Below are 26,736 nucleotides of genomic sequence, written 5' to 3'. Positions count from 1 at the left end.
ACCCATTACCAAACTAATGCGTATATTTATCAGCACTGGCGAAGTTTCAGGGGATCTGCAAGGGGCGCTACTGATTGAGGCACTTTATCGACAAGCACAGGCAACTGGCTTGGAATTAGAAATTGTTGCCTTGGGGGGCGATCGCATGGCGGCAGCGGGTGCGACTCTCTTGAGCAATACCAGCGGGATTGGTTCGGTGGGGCTTTTTGAATCTCTCCCTTATGTGTTACCGACCTTACAAGTCCAGCGTCGAGCTAAACAGTACCTTCGAGAGAATCCGCCCGATCTGGTGGTGTTAATTGACTACTTGGGTCCAAATATTGGCGTCGGCACTTATCTTCAGCGACAGATGCCGCAGGTGCCAGTCGCGTACTACATCACGCCGCAGGTATGGGTTTGGTCGCCCTTTAAGCGCGACACCACTCGAATCATCGAGATTAGCGACCAAGTGTTGGCGATTTTCCCAGAGGAAGCACAATATTTCCAAAAACGGGGGGCATCGGCTGCCTGGGTGGGGCATCCCTTGGTGGATCGGATGCAAAAGGCTCCCAGCCGAGAAGCGGCGCGAAGAATCTTAGAGATAGAGTCAGAACAAATTGCGATCGCGCTTCTCCCTGCCTCCCGTCCTCAAGAACTCAAGTATCTCATGCCAGTTATGTTTGAGGCTGCTAAAACAATCCAAAACAAACTGCCTCAAGTTCATTTCTGGATTCCTTTGTCTCTAGAAGCTTATCGGCTCCAAATTGAAGAGGCGATTGGACGTTATGGTTTAAATGCGACTCTGGTTGCTGGTAAAAGTCAGGAAGTTCTGGCGGCTGCCGATTTAGCGATCGCTAAGTCGGGGACTGTAAATCTAGAACTTGCTCTTTTAAACGTGCCGCAGGTGGTTCTCTACCGCGTTAGTCGCTTTACCTATTGGATTGCCCGGAATCTTCTAAAATTCTCTATCTCCTTCATGTCGCCAGCAAATTTGGTACTGATGCGGTCGATTGTGCCAGAATTGCTGCAAGAGCAAGCTACGCCAGAAAACATTGTCCAAGAGGCTTTAGAACTCTTACTCAATCCCGAACGCCGCCAGCAAACTGTTGCAGATTATCAAGAAATGCGCTCCTCATTGGGAGAAGTGGGAGTTTGCGATCGCGCTGCCAAAGAAATCTTTCAAATGCTTTGAAAATTTTTATTAAAACTTCCTTTAACTACTGACATCATTCCTTCCTAAAACCCGAATTTCATCAATTTGTAAGGTTCTATAGCACTTCTTGTGAGATTCCAGGGGTTCAGATCCCGACTTCCGTAAGAAGTCGGGGAGCTCGCCTTCACAAATCATTTAGGATTGCGATATCAGGAACAGTTTCCTCAATTTTGGCATCTTGACGATAGGGAAACTTACACGGGGCGACTGACAGCCTAGCCTGGACAATCTGTTGCTTCCAGCTCATCAGTAGCAAGAAGGTCGCTTTGTGGTGGCAGGGCCACAATATCCGAATAATATTAACTTGCCCAAAAATGTTGAGCAAATCGAGCATTTGCCACCTGCTCGACACCGCTAGTTTTACCCTTTCCAACTGTTCACTCTTAATATTACACGGACTGATATGGTTCAAGCGGGTTATTCTCCCAGCGTGCGTTTATTTGAAGCATCTGCATGTGGAACTCCAATGATTAGTGATTATTGGTAGGGGTTGGAAACAATTTTTGAAATGGGTAAAGAAATTCTGATTGCCGAGTCGCCTGCCGATACTTTACAGGATCTTCAAGAAACTCCGGAAGCTGAGAGAATTGCAATCGGCGATCGCGCTTGGACTCGCGCTTTGGCACAACATACGGCAGCCCATCGAGCCTCTAAATTGGAAGGCTACGTCTTGGAGCGAATCACTTTGTATTCTTCCTTTAAAAATTAATACTGGCTGTAAATTTTTTACCGACTGCTAGGCTTTTGTGGCAATTTCTCGATTCTGGGAAATTCCCGATTTTGCTTTGTTTTGATGAGGCTTAATTTTAGAGATTATCTTGGCAAAAATGCTTTATTTATGATAGAAAAGCGGGGGATCTATCTTCGGGAATATTTAAGTTATTTTTAATATTGATTTATCTTGAAGAAAGGCTGTTAACGTTCGGTTCTTAAATTCTGATGGCAAGCCAGCAAGCTAGATGTGGGGAGTTCCAAGACCTCACGGGGCACCAAGGGGACACGGGGACACTAAGGCTGTATGACCGAGCGATGGCAGCAACCAGCTGTGGCATCGTCATTAGCGACGCCAGTCTGCCAAATAATCCAATTATCTATTGCAATCCTGCCTTTGAAAAAATAACCGGGTATTCGACCGCCGAAGTTTTGGGACGAAACTGCCGATTTTTGCAAGGAAATGATACAGATCCAGCCGCAATTGAGCAAATTCGTCAAGCCGTGCGGACGGGGAAAGAATGCCAGGTTGTTCTCAAGAACTATCGCAAAGATGGGACGCCTTTCTGGAATGACCTGAGTATTTCGCCGGTGTATGACGACGAGGGTCGGGTGACGCAATTTATTGGCGTCCAGACGGATATTACCGAGCGTAAAGCCGCCCAAGAGGCGCAGTGCGAAGGGGAAACGCGGCTGCGGCTGGCTCTGGGTGCGGCAAGTATGGGGGTTTGGGACTGGGATCTGGGAACCAATCGGGTGACTTGGTCTGAAGAGGTGGAAGGGATTTTTGGTCTGGCTCCTGGTTCCTTTACTGGCACCTACGAGGCTTATCTCCAATGCATTCATCCTGAAGATTGCTACCGCGTGGGACTTGAGATTGCGAGCATCGTAGAAGTCGGGAAAGACTTAAAGATGGAGTATCGCGTCATTCGTCCTGATGGAATTGGCTGGGTGGCGTCACGGGGTGCCGTTGTGCGCGACAATACGGGGAAGTGCGTGCGGATGATGGGAACGGTGATGGATATTACCGAACGCAAGCAAGCAGAGGAAGCGTCGCGACAGCAATTTTTGAGAGAACGGCTGGTCGGAGCGATCGCTAAGCGCATCCGTCAGTCTCTAGATTTAGAAGAAGTTCTCAATACAACTGTGGCAGAAGTGCGCCATTTTCTCTCTACTGACCGGGTACTCATTTACCGCTTCGATCCAGATCGGAACGGAGTTGTGGTTGTAGAGTCGGTCGGTGAGGATTGGACGCCTATTTTAGGAACCAGCATCCAAGATCCTTGCTTTGGGAAAAGCTACGTCTCGCCATACCAGCAAGGTCGGGTTCGAGCGATTGACAATATCTATACTGCGGGTATCCAACAATGCCATATTGATTTACTTGCCCAGTTTCAGGTGAGAGCTAACTTGGTAGTTCCGATTCTGCAAGGGGAAAATTTATGGGGGTTGCTGATTGCCCATCACTGTCGGGAACCCCGAAAATGGCAAGAATCAGAAGTAGAATTACTCAAACAGCTGAGCGTGCAGCTAGCGATCGCAATTAAGCAATCCGTTCTCTTCCAACAGCTAAACGCCGAACTGGTCGAACGCAAACAGGCAGAAATCGCTTGGCTGAAATCAGAAGCGCAGCTAAAAGAACAAACAACCCAACTAAAACGAACTTTGGGAGAATTGGGACAAACCCAATCTCAGCTAATTCAGAGCGAAAAGATGTCCAGTTTAGGGCAGTTGGTTGCAGGTGTTGCCCATGAAATTAATAATCCAGTCTCCTTCATCTACGGCAATCTCGACCATGCGAATCAGTATGCTCATGACCTGCTGAACCTGTTAAATCTCTATCAAAAGCACTTTCCCAAACCCCCTACCGAAATTCAAGTTGCAAATCAGGATATCGATTTAGATTTCTTGGTGGAAGATTTTCCCAAACTACTGACTTCCATGAAAATGGGAGCCGACCGCATCCGCGATTTGGTCTTGTCGCTGCGGAATTTCTCCCGCCTGGATGAATCCCAGAAGAAGGCGGTTGATATTCATGAGGGCATAGATAACACGCTGTTGATTTTGCAGCATCGGTTGAAAGAAGACAGCTCCCATCCCAAAATTCAGATTATTAAAGAATACGGCGATTTGCCCAAAGTAGATTGTTACGCTGGGCAACTCAACCAAGTGTTTATGAATCTCCTCAGTAATGCAATTGATGCTTTAGAAGAATACAATGCCCAGCAAGTCTCCGCAGGAGGAGCATCGCTGACGCCGGAGGATCTCAAAGCCAACCCCAGCCAGATTACCATTCGCACCTCTTTGAAGGATGAAGGAATCAGGATAAAGGATGAATTCAATGCCAATCCTCATCCCACCCTTCGAGAAGGGCAAAGCCCTACATCCCTAAGTCCCAATCCTGCCTCTGTTGTCATCAGGATTGCGGATAATGGCCCTGGTATTCCCGAAGCAATTCAGAAACAAATTTTTGACCCCTTCTTTACGACGAAAGCCGTGGGAAAAGGGACTGGCTTGGGCTTGTCCATTAGCTACCAAGTTGTGGTTGAACGTCACGGGGGTCAACTCGAGTGCGTGTCAACACCGGGAAAGGGAACAGAGTTTATTATCGAAATTCCGATCCAGAAGGTAGAAGAGGAATCTCTTTTAGGGGCGCATTGCCCAATTCCTCTATCTATACAGTCCCATCGGGTGGCTTAACACTCCCTTATGCTTGGCACTCCCTGCTTGCCAAGGTCGGTTTTTTTGCTTTCTCCGGGAAGCTTAGAACCGTTCCATTTTCTTCAAGCAGACCTTCCCCACCTAGGAAGAAAGGGCTGTTGATGAACACATCTTGATGAACACAACACAGGCAAATCAACAATCAATCAGCTTGCGTCTGTGCTAACTTGCTCTTCAGTCGGCAACTCCAGACAGTAGCCCGCACCATAGACGGTCTTAATATAGCGCGGGTGGCGGGGATCGGGTTCTAGCTTCGTTCTCAAGTGCCGAATATGCACCCGAATCGTTTCAATGTCATCGTCGGGATCGTAGCCCCAAACTTCCCGCAGGATTTCACTAGGAGAAACGGTTTGACCATGACGCTGGAGTAAGCAGTGCAGTAATTCAAACTCCAGATGCGTTAACTTCACTGTCTGATTGAACCAAATAGCCTCAAAGCGTTCTGGGACTAAGGTTAAAGAGCCATAGTGCAAAATTTCCGAGTGTTTGGCGGCTTGGGGAATACGGTCTGTTCGTCGCAGCAAGGCTCTGACCCGTGCCAGCATTTCTTCGAGTTCAAACGGCTTGGTCAGGTAATCATCGGCTCCGGCATTAAAGCCTTCTACCTTATCTTGAGTCTGACCCAGTGCTGTCAACATTAACACCGGAATATCGGCAGTGCGTTCATCCCGCCGCAACCGCTGGCAGACGGTGAAACCGTCCACATTGGGCAGCATTAGGTCAAGCATAATGAGGTCTGGTTGCAGTTGCAAAGCCAGTGCCTGACCTTTAATGCCATCTGGTGCTTGGCTGACATCGTATCCAGCCATTTCCAGATTGATGGTAACTAATTCTGCGATCGCAGCGTCGTCGTCGATGACGAGTATCCGGGGCATCACTACTAAATTATTGCTACAGTATTTTAAAGTTTCTATAAGAACCTTTATCGGAATCCAAAGATTCCTGTACAGATTATACGCAAGGATTCTAAATTCTTTCTAAAGAAAACCTTGGATTATCAAGAGAGTTGGCGATCGCACAAACACGCAGAGCATTCTATCTGCCCCACCACAAAGGATCGTGACTGGGCGAAATGCACTCGTTTAGCTTTGAGCGTCAATCCAATCTCCCAGTGCCTTGCCCATCTTTTTTAGCTGAAGAGGGCGCTTGTAACTGAAATTAGAAAGTTGGGCTGCGGGCTTGATAATACCCCGATTTTTCTCACCGTCACACCAGTACGAGTTTGGAGCAGATTGTGGCGTATCAATGAGGGTAAAGTGCAACAAGCCAATCAATCCAGCGTTTTGCAGTTCTAAGGAGCGCTGTTGTAATTCCTGGTAAACTTTCGCGCCTCCCTCATCCCAATCGGTGCCAGCATCAGCCATCAGGAAAAAGTAATCGATCAGAGACGGCTTTTGCAGTTGGGTTTGGATGAATTGAGCGATCGCAATTACTCGGTCGGGCATATCATAAAGCTTCGCTTGATCGGGGGTTAAGCGTTGGCATCCGTTTCCGTCATTCCGCCAGGGGCCTTGGGTTACTTGAAACCCAAAGAAATCGACTCCCGGTGCAGCCGCCTTCAAATCAGGTAAATAGTTTTGCAGACCCGTGGGGGAGGCATTGAAGTCACCGAAAGCCAAACCCACTTTCAAATTCAGTCCCGGAACCGAATTCGCTGAGGTACGTAATCTTTGGGCAGCTTCAGCCATTAACTGCCCGAATTTCTGCGGAATACTGGCATCCCACCCATAATTGGCATTGACGGGATCGCGGAGCGTTCCTACCAGATTATGCTCCGGTTCCAGCGATACATATACCGTCCCTTGGGTCTTAGAGAGTACATCTTTCGCGAGGCGATCTAACTCCGAGAAGTACCAACTCTTTCTGGCTTCAATTTCAGCCCAAGTTTTTTTACTTTGGACATCGTGGGTAATCAAGTTAACGATAAAGACGGGGACAACCCCTTCTTTAAACATTCGGTCTGTCGTCGCGCAAGTTTTCTGACCAGCCACACAACCAAACCAAATGGGTTGCCATCCCACCTCCACCCCAAGCGATGCAGCTTTCGGTTTGGGTAAACCGACTTCTTTGGCAACGTCAAGGCTGTGCATCCAAGTTTCTTCCACGTTGCTAGTGTCGCCACCAAAACCAATTAGCAATGAATTATTGGGTTGGGGAGTGTTGGGTACGGGTTGAGGTGTTGGGGGAGGAGTTGCGGGTGTCTGAGCAGTTTTCGGAGGAGTATAGATGGTCTGACCTTGACCCATCAGCTTTTTCTGACTCAGAACCATCCGGAACCAATTTTGAAAAATCACTTGGGTTCCGTTTCGCTGCCTCGTGGTTCTCCGGAGTTGAGAGTTTGCATTCCCATTCCAAACGATCAGCTGCCGTTTGCGGGTTTCCACATAACGGATTGAAGAAACGCGATTTTTTTGACCATCCACCAAATAAGCAAATACAAGACCGTAGTTAGGATTGCTGCGTTCAACTGGAATCCAATACTCCCGACCGCAGGCGGCAGGATTCACTTTCTCTGGAACTCGATTGAAGTGATGGAAAACATAGTAAAGGCGACCATCCTTATCAACTCCTTTACCGGGTTGAGTTAGCATCCCAGAGCCACAATAGTTTTGAGCTGCTGTTTTGCTGGTTTGAGGGTTTGGGGAAGCAGAAGTAAAGGCGGTTTGGGCTGCTGTAGAAGCTTGTTTCTGGTTATTTATAAGGGTTTGGGGGATAGAGGCAGTCTGAATGCGCCTTAGCTGCCTCCAATTCAGAATCCGCGCGATCGCATGAGAAAGGGCTTGGTTTCCATCTTGCCGCGTCAGGATTCTTCTCAGTAGAGGATTGACTGGATTACCATCCCAAACAATGAGTTTCCCGTTGTTCGTTTCCACATAACGAGTAGAAGAAACACGATTTTTGTATCCATCCACCCAATAAACAAATACAAGTCCGTAGTAAGGATTGCTTTGCTCGACTGGAATCCAATATTCCCGACCACAAGCGGCAGAATTCACTGACTCTTGACCTCGGCTGAAGTCATAGAAAACGGAATACACTCTCGTGTCTGTATCGATTCCCCTGGTAGGTTTGGTGATGGTGCCAGAACCACAGTAATTTGTCGGGGCGGTCCTCTCAAAAGGGCTGGGTTGGCTTGCTAGGATTTGCGGTTGTTGCGACTCAGAAGCAAATTGATTCAGCTTATTGTTGAATGCAGATTGAATGGCGGGCGGATGAGCAGCAACGGCAACAGAGGAGGTATCGGTATGGGTACTGCTAATACCCATATTCAGGGTAAAAACGGTGCTGAGCGCTATTGCGAGAAGGCGGTGCAGGAATGTTACCGGGTCAAACAAGGAGCCTACTAGAGTCGCAACAAAGCTGATGGTAGCTAAAGCAAGCAGCCGAATTCTACGCATTATGCAGCCGGAAATCTAAATAGATTATTGGCTGCTTCCTTTCCCTACTTCATCGGGAAATTTGCTGGATATCTCATTAACTGGCATTTGGCTCTCAGTGCGATCGCGGAGTTCCCACCTTCTCAAACACCGTTACTGTCCGTTAATCAACCTAAAATGAGGCTGCATATCAGAAACCCGGTTTCTTAAAGAACCGGGTTTTCAACCACTTCCATCACTTCTGCGTCACCATACTTCACCGAATCGTTGCAACAGGTGAAGGTTGTCGCTCGCTCAATACCGCAGCCGAAGCACCATAAAGTTCCGCTTTTGGCAACAAGGGCAGCAGCCAATCAAGATGGCTGAATTAATTTCCCCCTATCAACCAAAACCGATTAATTTAGCCATTTTTTTGTCTTAGTTGCCGGTTTTAGTAACGAATTCGAGGGTCGATGTAAGCATTGATAATATCAATCAAAATGCTAGCAACTACAACAATCGACGCAAAAAATACCATGATTCCCTGCACCGTAGGGTAATCTCGTAAAGAAATGGCTTCATAAAGCCGATTTCCTAAACCAGGCCAAGAGAAGGTAACTTCTGTTAAAACTGCGCCGCCAAGCAATGCGGCTAAAGTCAGCCCCAGGACGGTAATGACTGGAATCATGGCATTTTTCAGGGCGTGGGCAAAGAGAATCCGCGATTCTGGAATACCTCTGGCTCTAGCAGCTTCTACATAATCCGCTTTAAGCGTTTGCTTCAGGTTTACCCGTACAATCCGCTCGAAAATACCGCTGAGGAGGACTCCGAGGGTCAAGCTGGGGAGGGCGAGATAATGCAGTGCGGTGAAAAAATGCTCCAAGTTACCGCTCAGGAGACTATCAATCGTGTAAAGACCCGTGATGATCGGTGGTGGTGCTGTAGTTAGGGGAAAGCGCGATCCTAGGGGAAACCAGCCTAGCTGAACGGAGAAAATCAACTGTAGAATCATCCCTACCCAGAATATCGGGAGCGAGTAGGTGATGATGCCAAACAAACGACCGCTCGCGTCTAAAGCCGTGCCAGGGCGGGTGGCGGAAAGGATGCCAACGCCGACGCCGACTAGGAAAGCGATCGCCATACTAAATACTGCTAATTCTACTGTCGCGGGAAAGTATTTCTGAATCTCACCCCAAACATCTTGACCCTGACTGGTCAGCGAAGTCCCCAAGTTCAAGCTAAGTAGGGAACCCAAATAGCGAATATATTGCAACGGTAAGGGATCTGATAGCCCCAACTGTTGACGATATTGCTCTTTGACGCTTTCTGGGGCGCGACCGCCTAAAACCGCATCCACCGGGTCGCCTGGGGTGGCACGGAGGAGCAAAAACACTAGGGTGATGATGATCCATAGCATCAAGGGTGCTAGGAGAAGGCGGACGAAGATGTAAGACTGTAGGGCTTTGGAGCGTGACATTACTGTTTTAACGCAAAGGTTCGCAGAGGTTTACGCAAAGGTAGCGCTGTCGCGCCGCTTTCGTTACGCAGAGTTAAACCTCTGCGTAACGAAAGCGCTTCCCTTTGTGTTCCTCTGCGTTTAAAAGGGAATTGTAAAACTAAGCGATCGCTACTTTTTAATTGTCCAGAAGGCGAAATCCTGGGTGGGGTTGATGCGGAGACCGCTGACACCTTTTTGGGTAAAGGCGAAGTCTTTACTTTGCCAGAGTGGAACGTAAGGTACGTCTTTCGCCAGTAGGTCTTGAATATCCGCAAAAATCTTCTTGCGGGCTTCGGGGTTTTGCTCTTTTCGTTCTTGGGCAATCAGCTGGTTCATGCGATCGCTGTAATAAAAGGAACCCTGATTCTGGCTTGCGCCGTCTTCACAGCCGTTTGCCGCCGATCCTTTCGGACACTCCAGAAATGGCTGAACATAGTTGTCAGGGTCGAGAAAGTCTGGATACCAATCCAGTAAGACGGTCTGATAAAGACCTTGGGAGACGCTTTTAAAGAAGGTGGCGGAGTCTACAGTATTGACTTCAAATTGCAGCGTTCCTCCTAGTTGTTGATCTGCCACTGCTTTGAGGGTACTGGCAGCGAGTCGGCGAGTCGGTGAAGTCGAGGGATACCAAATTTGCAGCTTCAAGGGATTGGTAGGAGAGTATCCCGCTTGCTGCAACAGTTGTTTTGCTTTTTCGGTATTGCCGTCCCCGTATTGGTCTTTAAATACTGGCTTGTAGACATCAAAGGTAGTGGGCACCATGCTGTAGAGAGGTTCAGCTTGATTTTTGAGCGATCGCTCATTCACCAAAGGTCGGTTGACGATGGATGCGATCGCACCGCGCACGACTGGGTTATCTAGCGGCTTACTCTTGGTGTTCAGCACCAGAAAGCTAGCAGCACTCCCCTGAGACTCGATCGCTTGCCAGCTCCCTTTGGTCGCCCCATCTTTCAAGCTGGCAATTTGGTCGGGATCGAGGGATAGGTAGGCGACATCCACGCCTCCCGTGCGAAATGCGTTAAACAAGTTGGCTGAATTACTCAGCACTTGCACGTCAATTCCTTTATTTACTGGTTTCTCGCCCCAGTATTGGTCAAAAACATCCAATCGCTGCGACTCACTGCTAAACTGAGCCAACTTGTAAGGGCCAGTACCCACAAATGTGTTTGGCTTGAACTTTCCAGCGCCAATTTCATAAGCTTTCGGTGAAACCGCAGCGGCACCGGAAAAGGCCAGCAGGGCGGGAAAAGCAGCAAACGGCTTTTTCAGCTTAATCGTTAACTCATAGTCGCCAGTTGCCTTCACTGAGTCCACCGCATCGCCGAGAAGAAATGACGGCTTTCCTTTATTTTCGATAAAGCGTTGCAGGGAAAATTCCATCGCTTTGGCGTTAAAAGGAGTGCCATCATGGAAGACGACGCCCTGGCGCACAGGAATGGTGTAAGTTAACCCGTCTGGACTCACTTTCGGCATTGCCGTCGCCAGTTGCGGCTTGAGTTGGGTGCTTCCCAATTCGTAGGTATACAGGCGATCGCTCAGGTTATAGAGCAAGTAGACGGCTGCTAGCTCGTAATTATCTGCCGGGTCCATCGTCCGTGGCTTCTGGGTGGTGCCGATGGTAATCCGACCGGAATTGGCACCACCAGGACTAGGAGAAGTCGCAGAATCAGACGCCGGTCGCTTCCCACAGCTGATGGCTAAAAAACAACAAAGACAGAATAGACAAAAGAATTGTCCGATGAACCGCCACCGATGAATAGACAGGCGTCCCCACTTCATAACTTAACTATGCGCTCTTTCAAATCGACTTAGATATCTAATTAAAGCCGATTAAGCTGAAAGCTGAGTGTTGACGCCTGAAGTGCTAGATCGAAAAATACAGCGGGAAAGATTTCGCATCCTTTGGTTTGACGAATACTCGCTGTTGCGGCTCCAAATTTAACTCATCGAACCGCTCTCGCGTGATATGAGCCATGACGACCTGACCATCGTCTAAGATTAATTCTGCCTGAATTTCCCAGCCGAGATGAATCAAGCGGTTCACTCGTGCGGGTACGGAGCTGCCGTTGGGATTCGTCTCTACGACGACATCATGGGGACGCAGGAATATCTCAGCTTGGGTCGAATCAAACCCGTTTGCCTCGAAAATGCGGGAAGTGCTGGGCAACACATTCACCGGGCCAATGAAACTCATGACAAACGGTGTCGTTGGGCGATCGTAAATCTGAGCGGGTGTGCCGATTTGTTCGACTCTGCCTTTGTTCATCACTACAATTTCATCGGAAACTTCCATCGCTTCTTCTTGGTCGTGGGTGACGAACACGGTAGTGACGTGGACTTCATCGTGCAGGCGTCGCAACCAAGCCCGCAAATCCTTACGCACTTTGGCGTCTAAGGCTCCAAAGGGTTCATCTAGCAGCAATACTTGGGGTTGAACTGCTAGCGCTCTGGCTAAGGCAACTCGTTGTCGCTGACCGCCGGAGAGTTGGGAAGGGTAGCGATCGCCTAGTCCGCTTAGTTGCACTAACTCCAGCAATTCTTCTACCCGCGCCTTTACTTTGCCTTTGGGAGTTTTTTGAATCTCTAAGCCAAAGGCAATATTTTTGCGGACGGTGAGGTGTTTAAATAGAGCATAGTGTTGGAATACAAACCCGATGTTGCGGTCTTGAACGCTCTGATGAGTAGCATCTTGACCAGTCAACCAGATTTTCCCGCTATCTGGCATTTCCAGACCGGCGATCAGTCGCAGCAGTGTAGATTTACCAGAACCAGAAGGTCCTAAAAGCGCGACCAAGGAGCCTGATTGAATTTCTAAGTTGACTTCGTCAACGGCTTTAAAACTGCCGAACTCTTTAGAGACGTTTTCAACAACAATGCCCACTACTTTCGACCCCTAGACAAGAATATTTTTTTAGCTATCCTAATCTGGGTTTTCATTGACCCATCAAAGTTCAGGATAGACAAATCTCCGGTTTATCGATGAGATTAACGTACATATATACCATACCTAAAATCTATTTGCATTAATTGACATTTGCTAGAAACCTGGGGGTCAACAAAACTGGCAGGCAAAATGAGAACAGTTAGATTTTGCCTGCTCTCCCCCACAGCATTCTTAAATTAAGTTGAAGTCGGGGGGTAACAAAAAGAAGGATGAATGTTTTATTCTCCGCAACTCCCGCAATCTGCGACTCCACAATCTATCCCAGAGCCACAATCTGCGACTCCACAATCTAAGGAAGCAAAATCCATTTCAGAGAAACAATCTAGCGCTTCACAGCTCAGCTCTGAGACACCTGAGACACAATCTACAGCACCATAATCATCACAGTTGCAGCCCCAGTTTCTATTTCTGCGTTCGCGCTTGGAGCGATCGCTATCAGCTTGACTGCTATACCTGGCTTGCAAAATTTGGTTTGCGATTTTACAAGCTCGGAATCGTTGGCGCACCGTGGCGATCGCCGCTACCAAACCCTGTTGTGCAATCATGCGCTTGGCGTACTGCGAGCAAGATTCCCCCTTGTAAAGCAATCGATGAGCGCAAGAAAACCCTTTGCGGGGTGAAATGTGCCTCTGATAGCCGCCGATAGAAGCGATCGCGATTTGCCGAATTGCAGAATCGAGGGAAGGAGCATTCATAGAGTTGGAGCAAAAATCTCTGGAGTGATTGGGAGTAGCTACAACCCCAGGAACCGCGATTTAGTTTTCAATGTGTTAAGCTCTGTTGCAATTCAGTCACAACCTGCACGATCCTGCTGGGACAACCGAAAAGTCCGTGATACCATCTCACCTTGTAGCCGTAAGAGAATCGGGAGAATAGCTTTGGTACTACGGGTTGCTGTTGTGGGATCGGGTCCGGCGGGTTCCTCTGCTGCCGAAACGCTAGCAAAAGCTGGAATTGAGACTTACCTGTTTGAGCGCAAGCTAGACAACGCAAAGCCTTGTGGCGGGGCAATTCCGCTATGCATGGTGAGCGAGTTTGACCTACCGCCTGAGATTATTGACCGGCGGGTTAGAAAAATGAAGATGATCTCACCTTCCAACATTGAGGTAGATATCAACATTGAAAAAGAACATGAATATATCGGTATGTGTCGCCGCGAGGTATTGGATGGATACCTACGCGATCGCGCAGCTAAATTGGGTGCAAATTTAATTAACGGCACTGTTTATAAACTCGATATTCCCACGGGCAATACTGACCCTTACACCTTGCACTACGCCGATCACTCGAACGGTAGCGCTGAAGGGGAGATGAAAACCCTGAAAGTCGATCTGGTGATTGGGGCAGATGGGGCGAATTCCCGCGTTGCGAAGGCAATTGACGCCGGGGATTACAATTATGCGATCGCCTTCCAAGAGCGCATTCGCCTGCCAGAAGACAAAATGGCTTATTACAACGACCTGGCAGAAATGTACGTCGGGAACGATGTTTCCACCGATTTCTACGCCTGGGTATTCCCCAAATACGACCACGTCGCTGTTGGCACCGGCACCATGAAGGTGAACAAAGCCGACATCAAAAATCTGCAAGCAGGCATCCGCAAGCGTGCCGCTAGAAAACTTGCAGGCGGCGAAATCATCAAAGTAGAAGCTCACCCAATTCCAGAGCATCCCAGACCCCGCCGCGTTGTCGGTCGCGTTGCTCTAGTGGGAGACGCCGCCGGAACGGTTACGAAGTCTTCTGGAGAGGGAATTTACTTTGCCGCTAAGTCGGCGCGGATGTGTGCAGAAACCATTGTTGAAACTTCCAACGGTGGTACCCGCATCCCTACAGAAGCCGACCTGAAGCTGTACCTGAAGCGTTGGGATAAGAAATACGGCATCACCTACAAGGTGCTGGACATTCTGCAAACCGTCTTCTATCGCTCTGATGCCACTCGCGAAGCGTTTGTGGAAATGTGCGCCGACAAAGACGTGCAGAAGCTTACCTTCGATAGCTACCTGTACAAAACAGTCGTTCCGGCAAATCCCTTGATTCAGATGAAAATTACTGCCAAAACGATTGGTAGCTTGTTACGGGGTAACGCGCTAGCTCCTTAGTGGTTTCTATCGGTAAGCAGAATTTGAAAAGCAAAAAAACCTAGAACATTAACAAATGGTTTTTCAGCCAGCGTTGGATCTTAAGAATCCAACGCTGGTTTTTTTATCCTCGTAATATTCAGATAGCGCTCCTCTGAGAGTTTTGATTGACGACAGAAGAAGACCGACCGCTACTTGAACTTAGAACAGTCACAACTAAACTTAGTAAGCGACTTAGTAAGCGAACGATTGATAAACCTCAACCTCGGATTTATCGTTTACGGATTCCACAATCGGATTAAAACGCAACAAGTGACGGGCGCGTTCGGAGAGTGTATCTAGGGTTGCACGCGGAATATTAATCGACACCTCAGGACGAAACATCCAGCGGCGACTATAGCCAATTACAACCATCGGACGCGGTGTTTCTGTGTAGTTCGGAGTGCCCCGGTGCAGACCCCGAACATCCCGGATCATCACATCACCCAGTTGCATTGTGACAGGTTCTAACTTGGCTTCTCCAGACTCCATGCGGCGCAGTCCTTCCTCTTTGGAAATCATGTGCGTACTGCGCGTAATCTCCATTGGCCCGTTTTCCAGAGTGATATCTACGAGTGGAAAGTTGACAGCTAACTGGAATGGCGGCGTTTCTGTACCCATTTCGGGGAAAAGTGGCGGCGCATCTCGATGCACGTCTTGATATTCAGACCCCAGCAAAGGTGTGTCAGTTGCTAGTTGGCACATCACTGCATCTTTGCCTACTAATAACTCTACAAGTGCCAGAATATCGTCATCTTCGTAAATACTAGGATCGGCAAAAGGAGCCGTGAAAGGAAGGGTTACATAATAGCGGGCTGAACCGCGATTGCGAAGCTTGCCTTCGCGGACAATATGATCTTCTAGCAAAGGCGTGAAAGCTTCACGCCAAGAATTAAGTGTTACCGGAGAAAAGTGATTGGGCAACACACAATAGCCATCGTTCAGAACCGCTTGGGCGAACGATTCGATTTGTTGGTGGTTATAGCGCTTTGTCATCATCTTTTGATTTTAGCGATTGAGTATAGCGAATGGCTGTAGTTTAAAGTTTTATTTATGATAATTAATAATCAATAATTAGGCGCTTTAAAACCTTGCGCATGGAGGTGCAGCGTATCTTTTTATAAAATTAAGTTTTTTATGAATAAACCTATCAATATAAATTAGAAAAATCTACTCATCTACTATTTTTCTAAACATCTCTTCTCCTCGAATTGCGCTAAAAGCTTCATCGGTTTTAGCAATCTCTTTATACATAGGCTCAATATCAATTGCCCATTGTAAGTTGCCGACTGCTAGATTGAGGCGGTATTGCATTGCATAGCAGCGAGCATTGTTATATCGAGCTTCCGAAAAATTTGGTTCAATCTTAACCGCTAAGTTGTAAGATTGATTTGCCTCTAAATATCGACCTTCAGAAAAGCAAGAGTTGCCTAAAATCAAGTAATCATTGGCATTTAAATCTAGATTTTGATTGACAGATTCTGTTTCTGTCACTCTTTGCTCAGACACTGCATCGTTTGTTTGGGCTACAGGCTCCGATAGGGTATCGGAAAGCAGTTCATGATTGTGATAAGAATGCTCAAAGTTAGAGGTTTCAATTTCTCTATCTATAACGGTCGGAATTTTAACAGCTTGTGCGTACCTAAATTTTGCAATTTCTTGTTGTACACTTTCTTTCTGTTCTTTTAAGTCTTCTAATATAATCTGAGCTTGGGTTAAAATTGCATTTAATTGACTTAAAGTATCCGTTTCCAAAAAATTAGCTTCTTGCGGTAAAGCAGATTGTTCTAATTTTAAATTAGCCTTAGCGGTCTCTTCTATTTGTCTAATAAGTTGTTCTTGTAGCTGCGTGAATTCCTTTTGAGCATCTGAAATTATTTGATTTGTCATACTGCGACGAAGCAGAACCACACTAACAGCGATCGCAATCGGAAACAGCGTCAGAATAAGTACCAAAGTATTGAGCAGCGTGGTGATGCGGCTAAAGGCTCGGTCAACTTCAGCTTGGACGCGATCGCGTATTTCTTTCTCTTGCCGCAGTCGTTCTAGTTCCTCTCGTTCTTGATTCGACAGGGTTGGAGATGAATTAGGCTGGGGTTGGGCAGTGGTAGCAACGGCAGATACTAGCAGGGAAGAAAGCGCCAGTGCAGGAAGCGCAAGCTTTGCGATCGCAACCAGATTGGGAATTTTCATTTTTCATCCTGTTAGCTTTCAGTCTTAGTATTCCCAATCCGAGCCAAAACTATCAGCCGATGTGCATTTAATTTGCAGATTAGTCGCAGAGGGTTGGAAATGGGGAATGGGTAAAGACTTTTTGAGTTATAACCCTTGGCTTCGCTCAATGCCAGGGGTTTGAATTTTGAATTAAAGAATGCTCTTATCACTCAAAACTCAGACGCGATAAATCGCGTCTCTAAAACTAAAAACGCTAATTTCCCCTTCCTAGTCCCAACCCATCGGCACGTCTAAAATGTAAAGCTAGGGCGATCGCTTTTAAACCACCTGATAAATAAAGCTGAGTGTTGCCCAGCTTCTCACATCTAGAGCGTAGGAGTCAGAAGAGACAGCAATCGTTTCGGTAGGGACTGAAGCGATCGCTTCGGTTTCCCCTTCATGCCGCTTCCCTAACGTACTCGCCTGATGCAAGTCTTGCAGCACCGCCTGCGCCACATTCAGCGGCTTAAACAACTCGCCCACTCCCTCTCCCTTCAACCCGCGAATTGATGCTACAGCCGCCATCGTCTGGGTAAAGGGTGCCGAGGAGCAAATTAGAAGAGTTTCTTCTAACCCACTAGGACCGCGAATCGTCAATTCAAAAGAGCCAGCAGGTTGTGGCACGATCAGGGTAGCACCCGCCTCCACAACCAGCTCTTTGACCGTTGGTTTCGCATCCGGACTGTCCCCGATTTGGGGAAATTGCAACGGATAGAGAGCAACACCAGCACCGCCGCTATCAACGCCGATAAGCATCAAATAGATCGGGTGATCGCTATAATTTTGGACTCGGTACTGGATGCGGCTACCGATGGGGATGGTGGGGATGCCTGCATCGGAAGGAATTTTTGAGTCGTCAAGACGCGATGACTCGCTTCTAGAATTAGAATCCACAATGGCGTCCCCTGTCATCCGCAGCGTTTCTCGTTTTAGCAGCACCTTTTGATTGGGATAAATCATCTCCAACGTTGCTCCCACTCCCAAGCGGGAAGACCCTTCATTGACCGTCAGACGCAATAATTTCGCTGTCAGCAACGTTTTCAGTTTGGGCACTAACCGATTCACAGCCGCCTTCACCGCCTCACCCGATTCCCCAACGGTATTGGGAATCAAATCCCGACCGAGAGAAAATAACCCATATCCCCCCTGATAATCGGGTGTCTGCGCCTTGCCAAACAAATAATCGGCGGGTTGCTCTCCTGCCGTTACCACGGATGATACAGAGCGAACGCTGGCAAAAGCACTGGTGGCATCCACCCGTTCAATTCGCTCCAGTCCGGCGTCTAAGGCAATCGTCAAGCCTATATTTTTGGGCAACACCCGGACGGATTCGTGAACCAGTTGCCCCACTTGGAGGCTAGAGAGGCTAGAAGTGTCTGTGCTGCCGATAACTCGCGCCTTGGCGGTGAGACCCTCCTTGGAACGAATGTGTAGTTGCAGTTGAGTCGGAACTGAGGAAACTTCACCTGTCGCGTTGCTGTCTGGAGTCTGAGCTTCCGACATAGGTAGGGAAGCACTCAGCTGAGAATTCACTCCGTAGTATTCCAAAACGGGTGCAGGTAATCCTGCTAGCCACAGATGTACCGTTTTACCGCCCTCTTCCACCGCTGTAACGACGCCATCCGCACCGATACTAATTTCCGGCTGATATGGTAACAAGGAAGGCTGGTTACTTTTTTGACCGCTCAACTGGGGTTGTTGCTCTTTCCCCGCCAGCTGCTCGACGACCCCAGCTGCTCGACTGAAAGTGACTTGAACCGTAGTGGGAGGAGTCGCCTGCCAGAGATGTTGCGTCAGGGCATAGGTGAACAATCCAGCGCTGAAACCGCCCCAAGGAGCCTCTGCCGCCAGTTGACTGGGGCCAGCCGCTGCCAGCACGATTCCAGGCATTTGACCGGGCTTATACTGCTTATTGAGCTGTTCCCGCGAAGATTTGAGACGCAGCAGGAGTTTTTCCTGAAAAGCGAGTTCCTCGTCACTCGCTTGCTCTGCTAGCGGTTGTCGGGCAGAACGAATCCGCAAGTTGCCTTGGAGGAGAGTATCGGCGTCAGTATAGCTGGTATCCAGTACCGTTGTGACTTGGTCTGTGGGAAGCGATCGCAACAGCAACAGCAGAGTCTCTTCCAACAAATCATTCGCCGGTGCCCCTTTCGTCAGCAGCACCCCATCTACTGGCACCAAACTATTTTGAGTGTTGAAGACTGTAGGCGTTAGCTGTGCAGCCGCAACCCTTTCCCCGTCCCCAAGGGTAGACTCAGGACTGAGTGAAGATTTATCGGCACCCAAAGTCCTCAGTCCATTCTCCTCAGCCCCGATTCTGACGCGGCTACCGCAGCCGCTGAAGTGGAACAAGACAACATCTCCCGCCGCCGCCTGCTCTGTGAGATGCTCCAGAAAAGCAGTTTCAATATTCTGCCGCGTTGCTTGGCTATCTGTCAGCGTCAGAATATCGCTAGGGTGAAAACCAAAGCGATGAATCAAAAGTTCCCGTTGCAGTTCTACATCTGTGACACAACCTTGGAGAGACGGAAGCGATCGCGTCTCTGTCCCACGCGGATACTGATTAATTCCTACCAGTAGCGCTAACTTCCGCCCACTCGGTTGTGCCAGCGCCTGATAATAGCGATCTAGCAGAGGCACCGCAAAGCTTTGATCTCCCAGTAGAGATAGGGCCGTTTCGCTTACGCCCAGCGCCGCTAGCGCCAACCCCGCCCGTTGCAGAAAACTTCGCCGATTCAATCCCATATCAGCCATTAGCCATTAGCCAGTACTCGATCAGCCTATCAGGGGCTAGGCTTTAGAGAATAGAAAGAATGGCAAATTTTCAAATTTAAGCAGCATCCCCTCTCAAATTTCAAATTTGAAACTTGCAATCTTAAATTTGCTTGCTTCCTCCGGCACCTGCATCGCCCTTGCCAATTCTGCCGCAACTTCTGGACGAGAAAACTCTGGTGGTGGCAATTCACCCCGACGTAGCATTTCTCGCACCTTCGTTCCCGATAGATGGATGCGTTCACCGGGAGTGCTGGGACTCGTCTTTGTCGTCGCCATTGTCTGCGTGCGCGTGCAGTAAAAGGCGTGTTCAAACTTCATCGGCATGATGCCCAATTCACCCGGCTCAAACTCATCAAAGATGTGCTGAGCATCGTAAGTTCCATAATAATCGCCGACACCCGCATGGTCGCGTCCAACGATGAAGTGCGTACAGCCGTAATTCTTGCGAAGCAGGGCATGGAAAATTGCCTCTCTAGGGCCAGCGTAGCGCATTGCGGCGGGATTAATTGCCAAAATTACCCGGTCTTGGGGGTAGTAGTGTTCCAGCATAATCTCGTAGCAGCGCATCCGAATCTCTGCCGAGATGTCATCATCTTTTGTAACTCCCACTAAGGGATGCAAGAACAAGCCATCTACGGTTTCTAAAGCGCACTTTTGGATATATTCATGCGCCCGGTGGATGGGGTTGCGAGTTTGGAAGCCGACAATCGTTTTCCATCCCCTTTCTTTGAACATGGCGCGAGATTGAGCGGGATCGATCTGGTAATTAGGGAATAAAGGATGAGAGTCGCGTTGCAACAGCCAAACTGAACCCGCGAGATTTATTTCCCCTTGTTTGTAGACAACCTTAACGCCTGGGTGCTTTTCATCGTGGGTACGATAAACATTCACCGCCTCGCGGGTTTTGTCGTAGCGATACTTTTGTGTGAGTTCCATGACACCCACAAATCTACCAGTCGGGTCATCCAGACGCACCAAACCGCCTTCTTTGAGATTCGCCGCAACCGACTCATCCACCGAAAGCGTGACGGGAATTGCCCACGGTAGCCCATTGGCAAGCCGCATTTCAGTCACTACGCGATCGTAGTCTGCCTGTTCCATAAAGCCAGTCAGCGGACTAAATCCACCAATGGCAATCAACTCTAAATCCGATGTTGCTCGTTCGTCGAGTTGCACTCTGGGCAGAAAGTCGGCTTTATCGAGAAATACTTGTCGTTGTTCTGGTGTTGCGATGCGATTAATTAGCTGACCGCCGTGAGGTGCTATGCCGTCTGGACGCTGACTCATATCGAATTGTTAATTTTAGCTGCAAAAAACATCGTACCAATATATAGAACCGGACGGTGAAAAACCTAACCCCCCAGTTCCCTTCTCTTGGGGTTGAAGAGGAGCGATTTTTCAACTAATGTGTTTGCGCTCATTATGCGATCGCTTCCCATTCATCCAAGGTAACTTGAAACTCTTTATAGACTTGTTCCATAGCTAAATCTTCTGTTTCAAAGTAATCCTTCTTCGGAAGCTCCCCACTCCTGCGATATTTGAAAGAGATAGAAACCAGAGTCAGTTGTGTATTGCACAATTCTAATTTCTTGAGGTGGAGATAGCTCTATTTTTTCCCCATTTACATAGCGATACCGACGCACGACTCTAGTAGATGTATGTTGCGAACTTAGAAACACACGATGCTTTAAGATGGGCAATCGTTGTTTGAATAATTCGAGTAGCTCAAAAAAAACATCTAGAGCTTTGGCTTCGTCTCTAACTTCTTGCAAAATAATGTTATTCCATCCTGCTGTTGATGATTCCCAATTGTAATATCTAGCAATCCAATCATGAAATTGTCCAAATGGAGGAATTTCTTCTAGAATAGCAACATTATTTGTTTGTCTAGCAAAATAGTACCCGGAAATAAATGCCTTTAATAAGGTAATAGACTTCTTTCCCAAGTACATACCAGGTCTAGGTTTTATTCTTTCCAAAAGCTCATAGATAGGCATTTTTGAAGGGATATAAAGGTACCAGACAGTATCTTACTTTACCTAGAAACAGGACAGAAATTTGAATTCAACCGTTTTCAAGAGTCGATGCAGGAAATGTATAACATTACGGCACGGATAGGATAATATAATTAGCTTCTAGTCTGCGGCTGCAAGAGATGCCTCGGATAACTTTTTGGTGCTGTTTGAAGAATTTTAGAATCTGTAATGGCTTCACTTATCCAGTTTTAATCAGAAAAAAGTCTAAATTAAATTCATGATTTTCCCACAAAATTACCTCTGTAGCTGATTAAATATGGATAAAAAAGAGGCAAAAGACTTTACCTTTGCCTCTAAATAAATTATCTATTTCTTGCGGAGGACGCTAAGTATAATTCCCTTTACGTATCTTGGCGAGCCTTTGAGTTTCTAATTACTCAAACCTGTCGATGATGCCACCGCCGAGTACAATGTCTCCATCGTACAAAACCGCAGCTTGTCCAGGGGTAATCCCGAACTGAGGTTCATCGAAAACAAGCTTGATTCGCGAATCTTCCAGAGGAATTACGGTGACTGGCACTGCCTTGGAACGATAGCGGACTTGCACTTCGGCGCGGATGGGACTGGTGGGTTCTGGGATAGAAACCCAGTTTAACCGCGCTGCGGTGCATTCAGGCTTATGAGTGCTAGCGCGATCGCCTACAATCACTCGATTCCGTACCGCATCCAACGCCACCACATACAGCGGTTCCGCCGCCGCAACACCAATTCCCTTCCGCTGTCCAATGGTGTAGTGATGGATACCCGTATGCTGACCTAACACCTTCCCGGACTGGTCAACAATGTCACCCGTTTGCTGAGAAATGTACTTGTCTAGAAACGTCTGCATGGAACCGTGGGATTCAACCAAACACAAATCCATACTTTCCGGCTTATCAGCGGTTTTTAAGCCGAATTCTGCGGCGATACGCCGAGTTTCTGTCTTGTGTAGTTCTCCCAACGGAAACATCGATCCCGCTAGCATTTCTTGGCTCAAATCGTACAAAAAGTACGACTGATCCTTAGATAAATCTACAGCCCGACGCAGCTGATAACGTCCGGTTTCTGCGTCATACCCGATCCGCGCATAATGACCCGTGGCAATTTTATCAATACCCAACTCTTCACGGGCATAGCCCAGCATCGGGCCAAATTTCACCGCCTTATTGCACTGAGAACAAGGCAACGGAGTAATTCCCGATTCGTATCCCGCAACCAGGTAATCGACTATATTTGCCTGAAAAACATCCCGACTATCAACAATGTAATGGGGAATGCCCAACTGTTCGCAAAGAGAAGCCGCATCGACCATTCCTTCAGAACAGCATTGACCTTTACCCTTCATTAGCCACAGGGTAAGACCAACAACTTCATATCCTTGATGATGGAGGGTTGCGGCTGCGACGGAACTATCAACTCCACCGGAGAGGCCGACGACGACTTTATTCATAGAACGAAAAAGTGAATTACTGAATTATCAGTTTTTTCTTTTCTAGACTAACACTTTGATAATCGTCATTCGTCTAGAGTGATTAGTCCTTTGTCTGTAGGCGTTATCAAGTTAGAACGTTCCAACCTGACAATATTCCAACGTTTTAATCACTAATGATGAAGGACTGATGACTAATTATGCTAGATTGACTACAAATTTTGTCCGCACAATTCCTGGAAGATCGCCGAGGAGAGCTGATTTTAAATGAGGAGCAATCAGCAGCGTTTACTCACTCATGGCAACAGAGAAAGAAAAACCTGTTGGCTGTTGTCCCTTGCCTCGTGCTTGTTCTGGGGTGGATATTTGCTCATTCCACACCCGATTCCAGCAGCAGCCAGACCTCTCCCTACACCACCTGATGTGCTTCCTGGCTTACCTACATCACCAAATACTCCGCCAGCGTTTCCTCAAGATACTTTGCCCTCGATTTCACCGAATCCTTCGGGCAGGCGTGAGATTGAATTTCAGGCACCACCACCAATTACACCTAGCAGAAGGACACCTAGCAGAAGTAGAGATGAGAATTCTCCCCCGGTGCGTCGGAATTCTCGTCTCTTTGGGGTTTTTATTAATGGGGATAGCCCGCTGTTGTTAGCCCAAGTCCGAAAAATAGAACCCGAAGCTTTTGTGCGGTACGGCGGGGGTGTCATCCAAGCGGGAGTATTTGCTGATGAATTTAAAGCCCAGCAGCGGGTTCGGGATCTAGAAGAATGGGGTATTCGGGCAAAAATCAGTGCTTATTCTGAGGAGAATTTTGATGCTGATGCAGAGAATTTCGATTCTCGTCCAGTCACTCGTAGGGATGAAGTGGAGGAAGTTACCTATTTCGTTGTGATTCCAGGGAGTCAGGAGTATTTACCTGACATTGCTGCCCACATGATCCGGCTGGGGTTCCCCAAGGATGAGGTGTTTCAAAGAGAGGTACCACGCGGACCCCACGTTGCGGTCGGCCCTTTTGAGAATCAGTCACAAGCAGAACGCTGGAGTCGCTTTCTTCGCTCTAATGGTATGGATGCGCGGGTTGTTTATTTCGGTCAATAGCGTGCCCCGGCTGTAGGGGCGGGGAGACCTTGCCCGTGCTTATGCTGAGTAAGATAAAACTTAGAACTCACAGAAATCAGCACTGAAATTGGCACAGATGCAACAGAGGCAGGAAAAGATTCAGCAAATCGTGGTGACTGCCCAGCAGATGCGCGAGATTGAAGGGCGTATCTTTGCTGCTGGAATGCCGGTGGCGGCTTTGATGGAAAAGGTGGGGGGACTGATTGCTAGTCGAGTTCAAGCGCTTTATCCTTGTTTGCCCCCCTTATTCCCCTCGTCAACGGGGGGAGGGAAAAATGGACTGCGTGTAGGCGTTTTGGTGGGACCGGGTCATAATGGGGGCGATGGGTTGGTAGTCGCCCGTGAGTTGCATTTTCAGGGTTATGAAGTTGTTATCTATTGTCCGATTGCCAAGCTGAAGGAATTAACTTCGCAACACGCCCAGTATGCTGAGAGTTTGGGCATTCCCTGTGTTGAGCAAATTGAGCCGTTGCAAGGGTGCGATCTAATTATTGATGGTTTATTTGGGTTTGGGTTAGAAAGAGCGATCGCAGAACCGATATTTTCTGCGATTCATCAACTTAATCAGTGGTCTAAGCCAGTCATTAGTATCGATTTGCCTTCCGGTTTGCACACCGATACTGGGGAAGTTCTGGGAACGGCGGTTCGTGCAACTTACACGTTTTGCTTGGGCTTGTGGAAATTAGCATTTCTGCAAGATCGAGCCTTGGAATCTGTTGGAAAAGCCGAACTGATTGATTTTGGTATCCCGGTGGCGGATATCTCGGCGGTACTGGGTGAGACGCCCGACATTCAGCGGGTGACACCGGAAGTTGCGATCGCGCATCTTCCCATTCCTCGCCCCGCAGTAACTCACAAGTACAAACAAGGACATTTGCTGTTGATTTGCGGTTCTCGCAAGTATGCTGGAGGCGCGATTTTAACGGGACTGGGAGCGAGAGCCAGTGGCGTCGGGATGCTCTCAATTGCGGTGCCAGAATCGCTGAAACCTTTGCTGGTGGCTCAGTTGCCAGAAGCGCTGATTATCGGTTGTCCGGAGACAGAGACAGGTGCGATCGCATCTTTGCCTGAAGAAATTGATTTGAGTTCCTATAATGCGATCGCTTGTGGTCCCGGTTTGACAAAAGATGCCACGTCAGTCGTCGAAAAAGTATTAGAAAGCGATTTGCCGATTGTTTTAGATGCTGATGGCTTGAATATCCTCGCCCAATTAAACCCGATACCGACTCTCTCTAAACGACAAGCACCTACTGTTCTCACCCCTCATACAGGTGAGTTTAAGCGTTTGTTTCCAGATGCACCCGATACCACGAAAGATCGGGTAAGTGCAGTTCGGGAAGCAGCCCAGCAAAGTGGGGCAGTGGTACTCCTGAAGGGGGCAAGGACTGCGATCTGCCATCCTGGTGGCTCAGTATGGATTGTTCCCGAAAGCACTCCCGCTTTAGCCCGTGGCGGTAGTGGAGATGTGCTAACGGGGCTAATGGGTGGATTGGTCGCAACGGCATCTCAGCAAGAGTTACCCATCGCAGAGATGGTGCAAAGTGCGGCTTGGTGGCACGCTCAAGCCGGAATTTTGGCAGCCGAGGAGCGGACTGAGTTAGGAGTTGATGCGTATACTTTGACTCAGTATTTGATGGCAGTTGTGCATAGAGCTTACGGCACTGCGATCGCCACGGCGTTCTAGTATTCTTGGCAACAGAAGGAAACAGCGCGAAATTTAGCCGTATCGCAGCGGTATTGCTTTTAGCAAATGGCTTCTTGTCACTGCAATTCTTCTCTGTTATCAGCCGAATTTAGTTGAAAATATTGTCGGATGGTTGTGGGAAATGATGATGGAAGATTAGAGAAATCGCCGTTGTTTTTTATGAAGCGCTTGGAAGGCGATCGCTTTCTCCTTACTCTTCTCCTAACGTCAGCAAACCTGCTTTTCTATCTACTACTAACCGCCGATTTTCTAGCCAGGGTAAACCCAGTAAAACCTCGGTAATTTCTTCACCCCCTAAAACGGGAATAGTAAACTCTTTACCCTCCATAACAACAGTTCCTCGATAAAGATTAAACGTTGCTTCTCCCCTTGCTGTCTGCATTTGCTCTTTCTTGACAAATGACCATCCCAAACTCTCTACATCTTGGATATCCATTACCAACCAGTCAGTGAATCCGGTGTCTAGCAACGCATTCACTGTAACTAATGAACCATCATCCGCGATTAAGTCAATCTCAAAAAATAGCTCGCCCTTCTCGCCAAAATAGCCTTGGATCATATTCTGCCGCAAGTCCCGGTTTCATTCAGGCGCATTGCCATCAGCACTGCTGTAGGGTGCTTCTGCTTGGCTTTTTGGAAACTGACTTCTTCATCGGGGTCAATGAAATAGTCTCCGCTTTCTGGCTCAATATGTATGAACCAGTCGTAATGCTCCGCGACTAATTCCGGGTAAACTTGGTTAAAAATTTCCCGACATCGCTTACCAAATGCTTCATCCTCAGCTTTGCGTTTTGCTATCTCTTCTGGAGAAAGCGGGGGGCGATCGGGAAAAATTCGGCTGCCACGCGGTACTCGTCTGTGGGTTTTCTGGGTCATGATTACCGTTCCGTAGTCGTGTAACTATTTAATAGTATATCTTTATGTAGGTGTGGCG

The 26,736-nt window shown here is 48.0% G+C and carries 21 protein-coding genes and 1 pseudogene; 6 read left to right on the top strand and 16 right to left on the bottom strand.

Annotation, left to right across the window (positions count from 1 at the left end; translation table 11 throughout):
* Nucleotides 1–16 precede the first annotated feature (16 nt).
* Nucleotides 17–1,171: a lipid-A-disaccharide synthase gene (lpxB, locus tag NC994_RS16650; RefSeq protein WP_190437587.1), complete on the top strand. Its 1,155-nt coding sequence runs from the start codon at nucleotides 17–19 to the stop codon at nucleotides 1,169–1,171.
* Between the two features lie 145 nt (nucleotides 1,172–1,316).
* Here lpxB and NC994_RS16645 read toward each other — a convergent pair whose 3' ends face one another.
* Nucleotides 1,317–1,544 (bottom strand): hypothetical protein, encoded by a 228-nt coding sequence (locus NC994_RS16645; RefSeq protein ID WP_190429662.1) that lies wholly within the window; start codon nucleotides 1,542–1,544, stop codon nucleotides 1,317–1,319.
* Nucleotides 1,545–1,595: 51 nt separating this feature from the next.
* On the opposite strand from NC994_RS16645, the pseudogene NC994_RS16640 reads away from it, so the two are divergent.
* Nucleotides 1,596–1,901 (top strand): annotated as a pseudogene (locus NC994_RS16640) (glycosyltransferase).
* Between the two features lie 230 nt (nucleotides 1,902–2,131).
* Nucleotides 2,132–4,603 carry a PAS domain-containing protein gene (locus tag NC994_RS16635; protein ID WP_242030331.1) on the top strand — a complete coding sequence of 824 codons (2,472 nt, stop codon included), beginning with the start codon at nucleotides 2,132–2,134 and terminating at the stop codon, nucleotides 4,601–4,603.
* 167 nt (nucleotides 4,604–4,770) lie between these two features.
* Here the strand turns inward: NC994_RS16635 and NC994_RS16630 are convergent, their stop codons facing one another.
* The 7 genes from NC994_RS16630 to yidD all read right to left on the bottom strand — a co-directional run bounded on the left by NC994_RS16630 (nucleotide 4,771) and on the right by yidD (nucleotide 13,117).
* Complete coding sequence (locus NC994_RS16630) at nucleotides 4,771–5,499, bottom strand: response regulator transcription factor (RefSeq protein WP_190411733.1); 729 nt, start codon at nucleotides 5,497–5,499, stop codon at nucleotides 4,771–4,773.
* 207 nt (nucleotides 5,500–5,706) lie between these two features.
* Nucleotides 5,707–8,022: a hypothetical protein gene (locus tag NC994_RS16625; protein ID WP_190437584.1), complete on the bottom strand. Its 2,316-nt coding sequence runs from the start codon at nucleotides 8,020–8,022 to the stop codon at nucleotides 5,707–5,709.
* Nucleotides 8,023–8,207: 185 nt separating this feature from the next.
* Nucleotides 8,208–8,354 (bottom strand): hypothetical protein, encoded by a 147-nt coding sequence (locus NC994_RS16620; protein ID WP_190437582.1) that lies wholly within the window; start codon nucleotides 8,352–8,354, stop codon nucleotides 8,208–8,210.
* A gap of 77 nt (nucleotides 8,355–8,431) precedes the next feature.
* Complete coding sequence (locus NC994_RS16615) at nucleotides 8,432–9,457, bottom strand: ABC transporter permease (protein WP_190437579.1); 1,026 nt, start codon at nucleotides 9,455–9,457, stop codon at nucleotides 8,432–8,434.
* 150 nt (nucleotides 9,458–9,607) lie between these two features.
* On the bottom strand, nucleotides 9,608–11,257 hold the full coding sequence (locus NC994_RS16610) for an ABC transporter substrate-binding protein (protein ID WP_190437575.1): 1,650 nt from the start codon (nucleotides 11,255–11,257) through the stop codon (nucleotides 9,608–9,610).
* 85 nt (nucleotides 11,258–11,342) lie between these two features.
* Nucleotides 11,343–12,359 carry a TOBE-like domain-containing protein gene (locus NC994_RS16605; protein WP_190412956.1) on the bottom strand — a complete coding sequence of 339 codons (1,017 nt, stop codon included), beginning with the start codon at nucleotides 12,357–12,359 and terminating at the stop codon, nucleotides 11,343–11,345.
* Between the two features lie 281 nt (nucleotides 12,360–12,640).
* The gene (yidD, locus tag NC994_RS16600) at nucleotides 12,641–13,117 is read right to left on the bottom strand and encodes a membrane protein insertion efficiency factor YidD (protein ID WP_190437572.1); all 477 of its coding nucleotides are present in this window, start codon (nucleotides 13,115–13,117) and stop codon (nucleotides 12,641–12,643) included.
* A 183-nt stretch (nucleotides 13,118–13,300) separates the two neighbouring features.
* Here yidD and chlP point away from each other — a divergent pair, with 183 nt between their 5' ends.
* Nucleotides 13,301–14,521 (top strand): geranylgeranyl reductase, encoded by a 1,221-nt coding sequence (gene chlP, locus NC994_RS16595; protein ID WP_190412958.1) that lies wholly within the window; start codon nucleotides 13,301–13,303, stop codon nucleotides 14,519–14,521.
* Nucleotides 14,522–14,734: 213 nt separating this feature from the next.
* Here chlP and NC994_RS16590 read toward each other — a convergent pair whose 3' ends face one another.
* From NC994_RS16590 to mnmA, 6 genes are all read right to left on the bottom strand, one after another.
* Entirely contained in the window at nucleotides 14,735–15,538 is an 804-nt protein-coding gene (locus tag NC994_RS16590; protein ID WP_190412959.1) for a phytanoyl-CoA dioxygenase family protein, read from the bottom strand.
* A 171-nt stretch (nucleotides 15,539–15,709) separates the two neighbouring features.
* The gene (locus NC994_RS16585; RefSeq protein WP_190437568.1) at nucleotides 15,710–16,732 is read right to left on the bottom strand and encodes a hypothetical protein; all 1,023 of its coding nucleotides are present in this window, start codon (nucleotides 16,730–16,732) and stop codon (nucleotides 15,710–15,712) included.
* Nucleotides 16,733–17,032: 300 nt separating this feature from the next.
* Nucleotides 17,033–19,498, bottom strand: coding sequence for a caspase family protein (locus NC994_RS16580; RefSeq protein WP_199299699.1), 2,466 nt, complete (start codon nucleotides 19,496–19,498; stop codon nucleotides 17,033–17,035).
* A 102-nt stretch (nucleotides 19,499–19,600) separates the two neighbouring features.
* On the bottom strand, nucleotides 19,601–20,815 hold the full coding sequence (gene sat, locus NC994_RS16575) for a sulfate adenylyltransferase (RefSeq protein WP_190437564.1): 1,215 nt from the start codon (nucleotides 20,813–20,815) through the stop codon (nucleotides 19,601–19,603).
* Nucleotides 20,816–21,024: 209 nt separating this feature from the next.
* Nucleotides 21,025–21,525 (bottom strand): hypothetical protein, encoded by a 501-nt coding sequence (locus NC994_RS16570; RefSeq protein WP_190437562.1) that lies wholly within the window; start codon nucleotides 21,523–21,525, stop codon nucleotides 21,025–21,027.
* A 412-nt stretch (nucleotides 21,526–21,937) separates the two neighbouring features.
* Nucleotides 21,938–22,993 (bottom strand): tRNA 2-thiouridine(34) synthase MnmA, encoded by a 1,056-nt coding sequence (gene mnmA / locus NC994_RS16565; RefSeq protein ID WP_190437559.1) that lies wholly within the window; start codon nucleotides 22,991–22,993, stop codon nucleotides 21,938–21,940.
* A gap of 246 nt (nucleotides 22,994–23,239) precedes the next feature.
* Here mnmA and NC994_RS16560 point away from each other — a divergent pair, with 246 nt between their 5' ends.
* Together NC994_RS16560 and NC994_RS16555 are read left to right on the top strand one after the other, a co-directional pair.
* Nucleotides 23,240–24,076 (top strand): hypothetical protein, encoded by an 837-nt coding sequence (locus tag NC994_RS16560; protein ID WP_190437556.1) that lies wholly within the window; start codon nucleotides 23,240–23,242, stop codon nucleotides 24,074–24,076.
* Between the two features lie 97 nt (nucleotides 24,077–24,173).
* On the top strand, nucleotides 24,174–25,781 hold the full coding sequence (locus NC994_RS16555; RefSeq protein ID WP_190437553.1) for an NAD(P)H-hydrate dehydratase: 1,608 nt from the start codon (nucleotides 24,174–24,176) through the stop codon (nucleotides 25,779–25,781).
* Between the two features lie 211 nt (nucleotides 25,782–25,992).
* On the opposite strand, the gene NC994_RS16550 is transcribed toward NC994_RS16555, so the two are convergent.
* Nucleotides 25,993–26,361, bottom strand: a complete 369-nt coding sequence (locus NC994_RS16550; RefSeq protein ID WP_190412966.1) for an aspartyl protease — start codon at nucleotides 26,359–26,361, stop codon at nucleotides 25,993–25,995.
* Entirely contained in the window at nucleotides 26,358–26,678 is a 321-nt protein-coding gene (locus NC994_RS16545; RefSeq protein WP_190437550.1) for a hypothetical protein, read from the bottom strand. The genes NC994_RS16550 and NC994_RS16545 overlap by 4 nt, the downstream gene beginning before the upstream one ends.
* Between the last annotated feature and the right edge of the window lie 58 nt (nucleotides 26,679–26,736).

This window comes from Trichocoleus sp. AS-A1 (assembly GCF_039962015.1).
In the GTDB taxonomy this organism is placed as follows: Bacteria; Cyanobacteriota; Cyanobacteriia; order Cyanobacteriales; family FACHB-T130; genus FACHB-T130.
The sequence above is the reverse complement of the archived record's forward strand: the minus strand, read 5'-3'. Positions and strand labels throughout refer to the sequence as shown.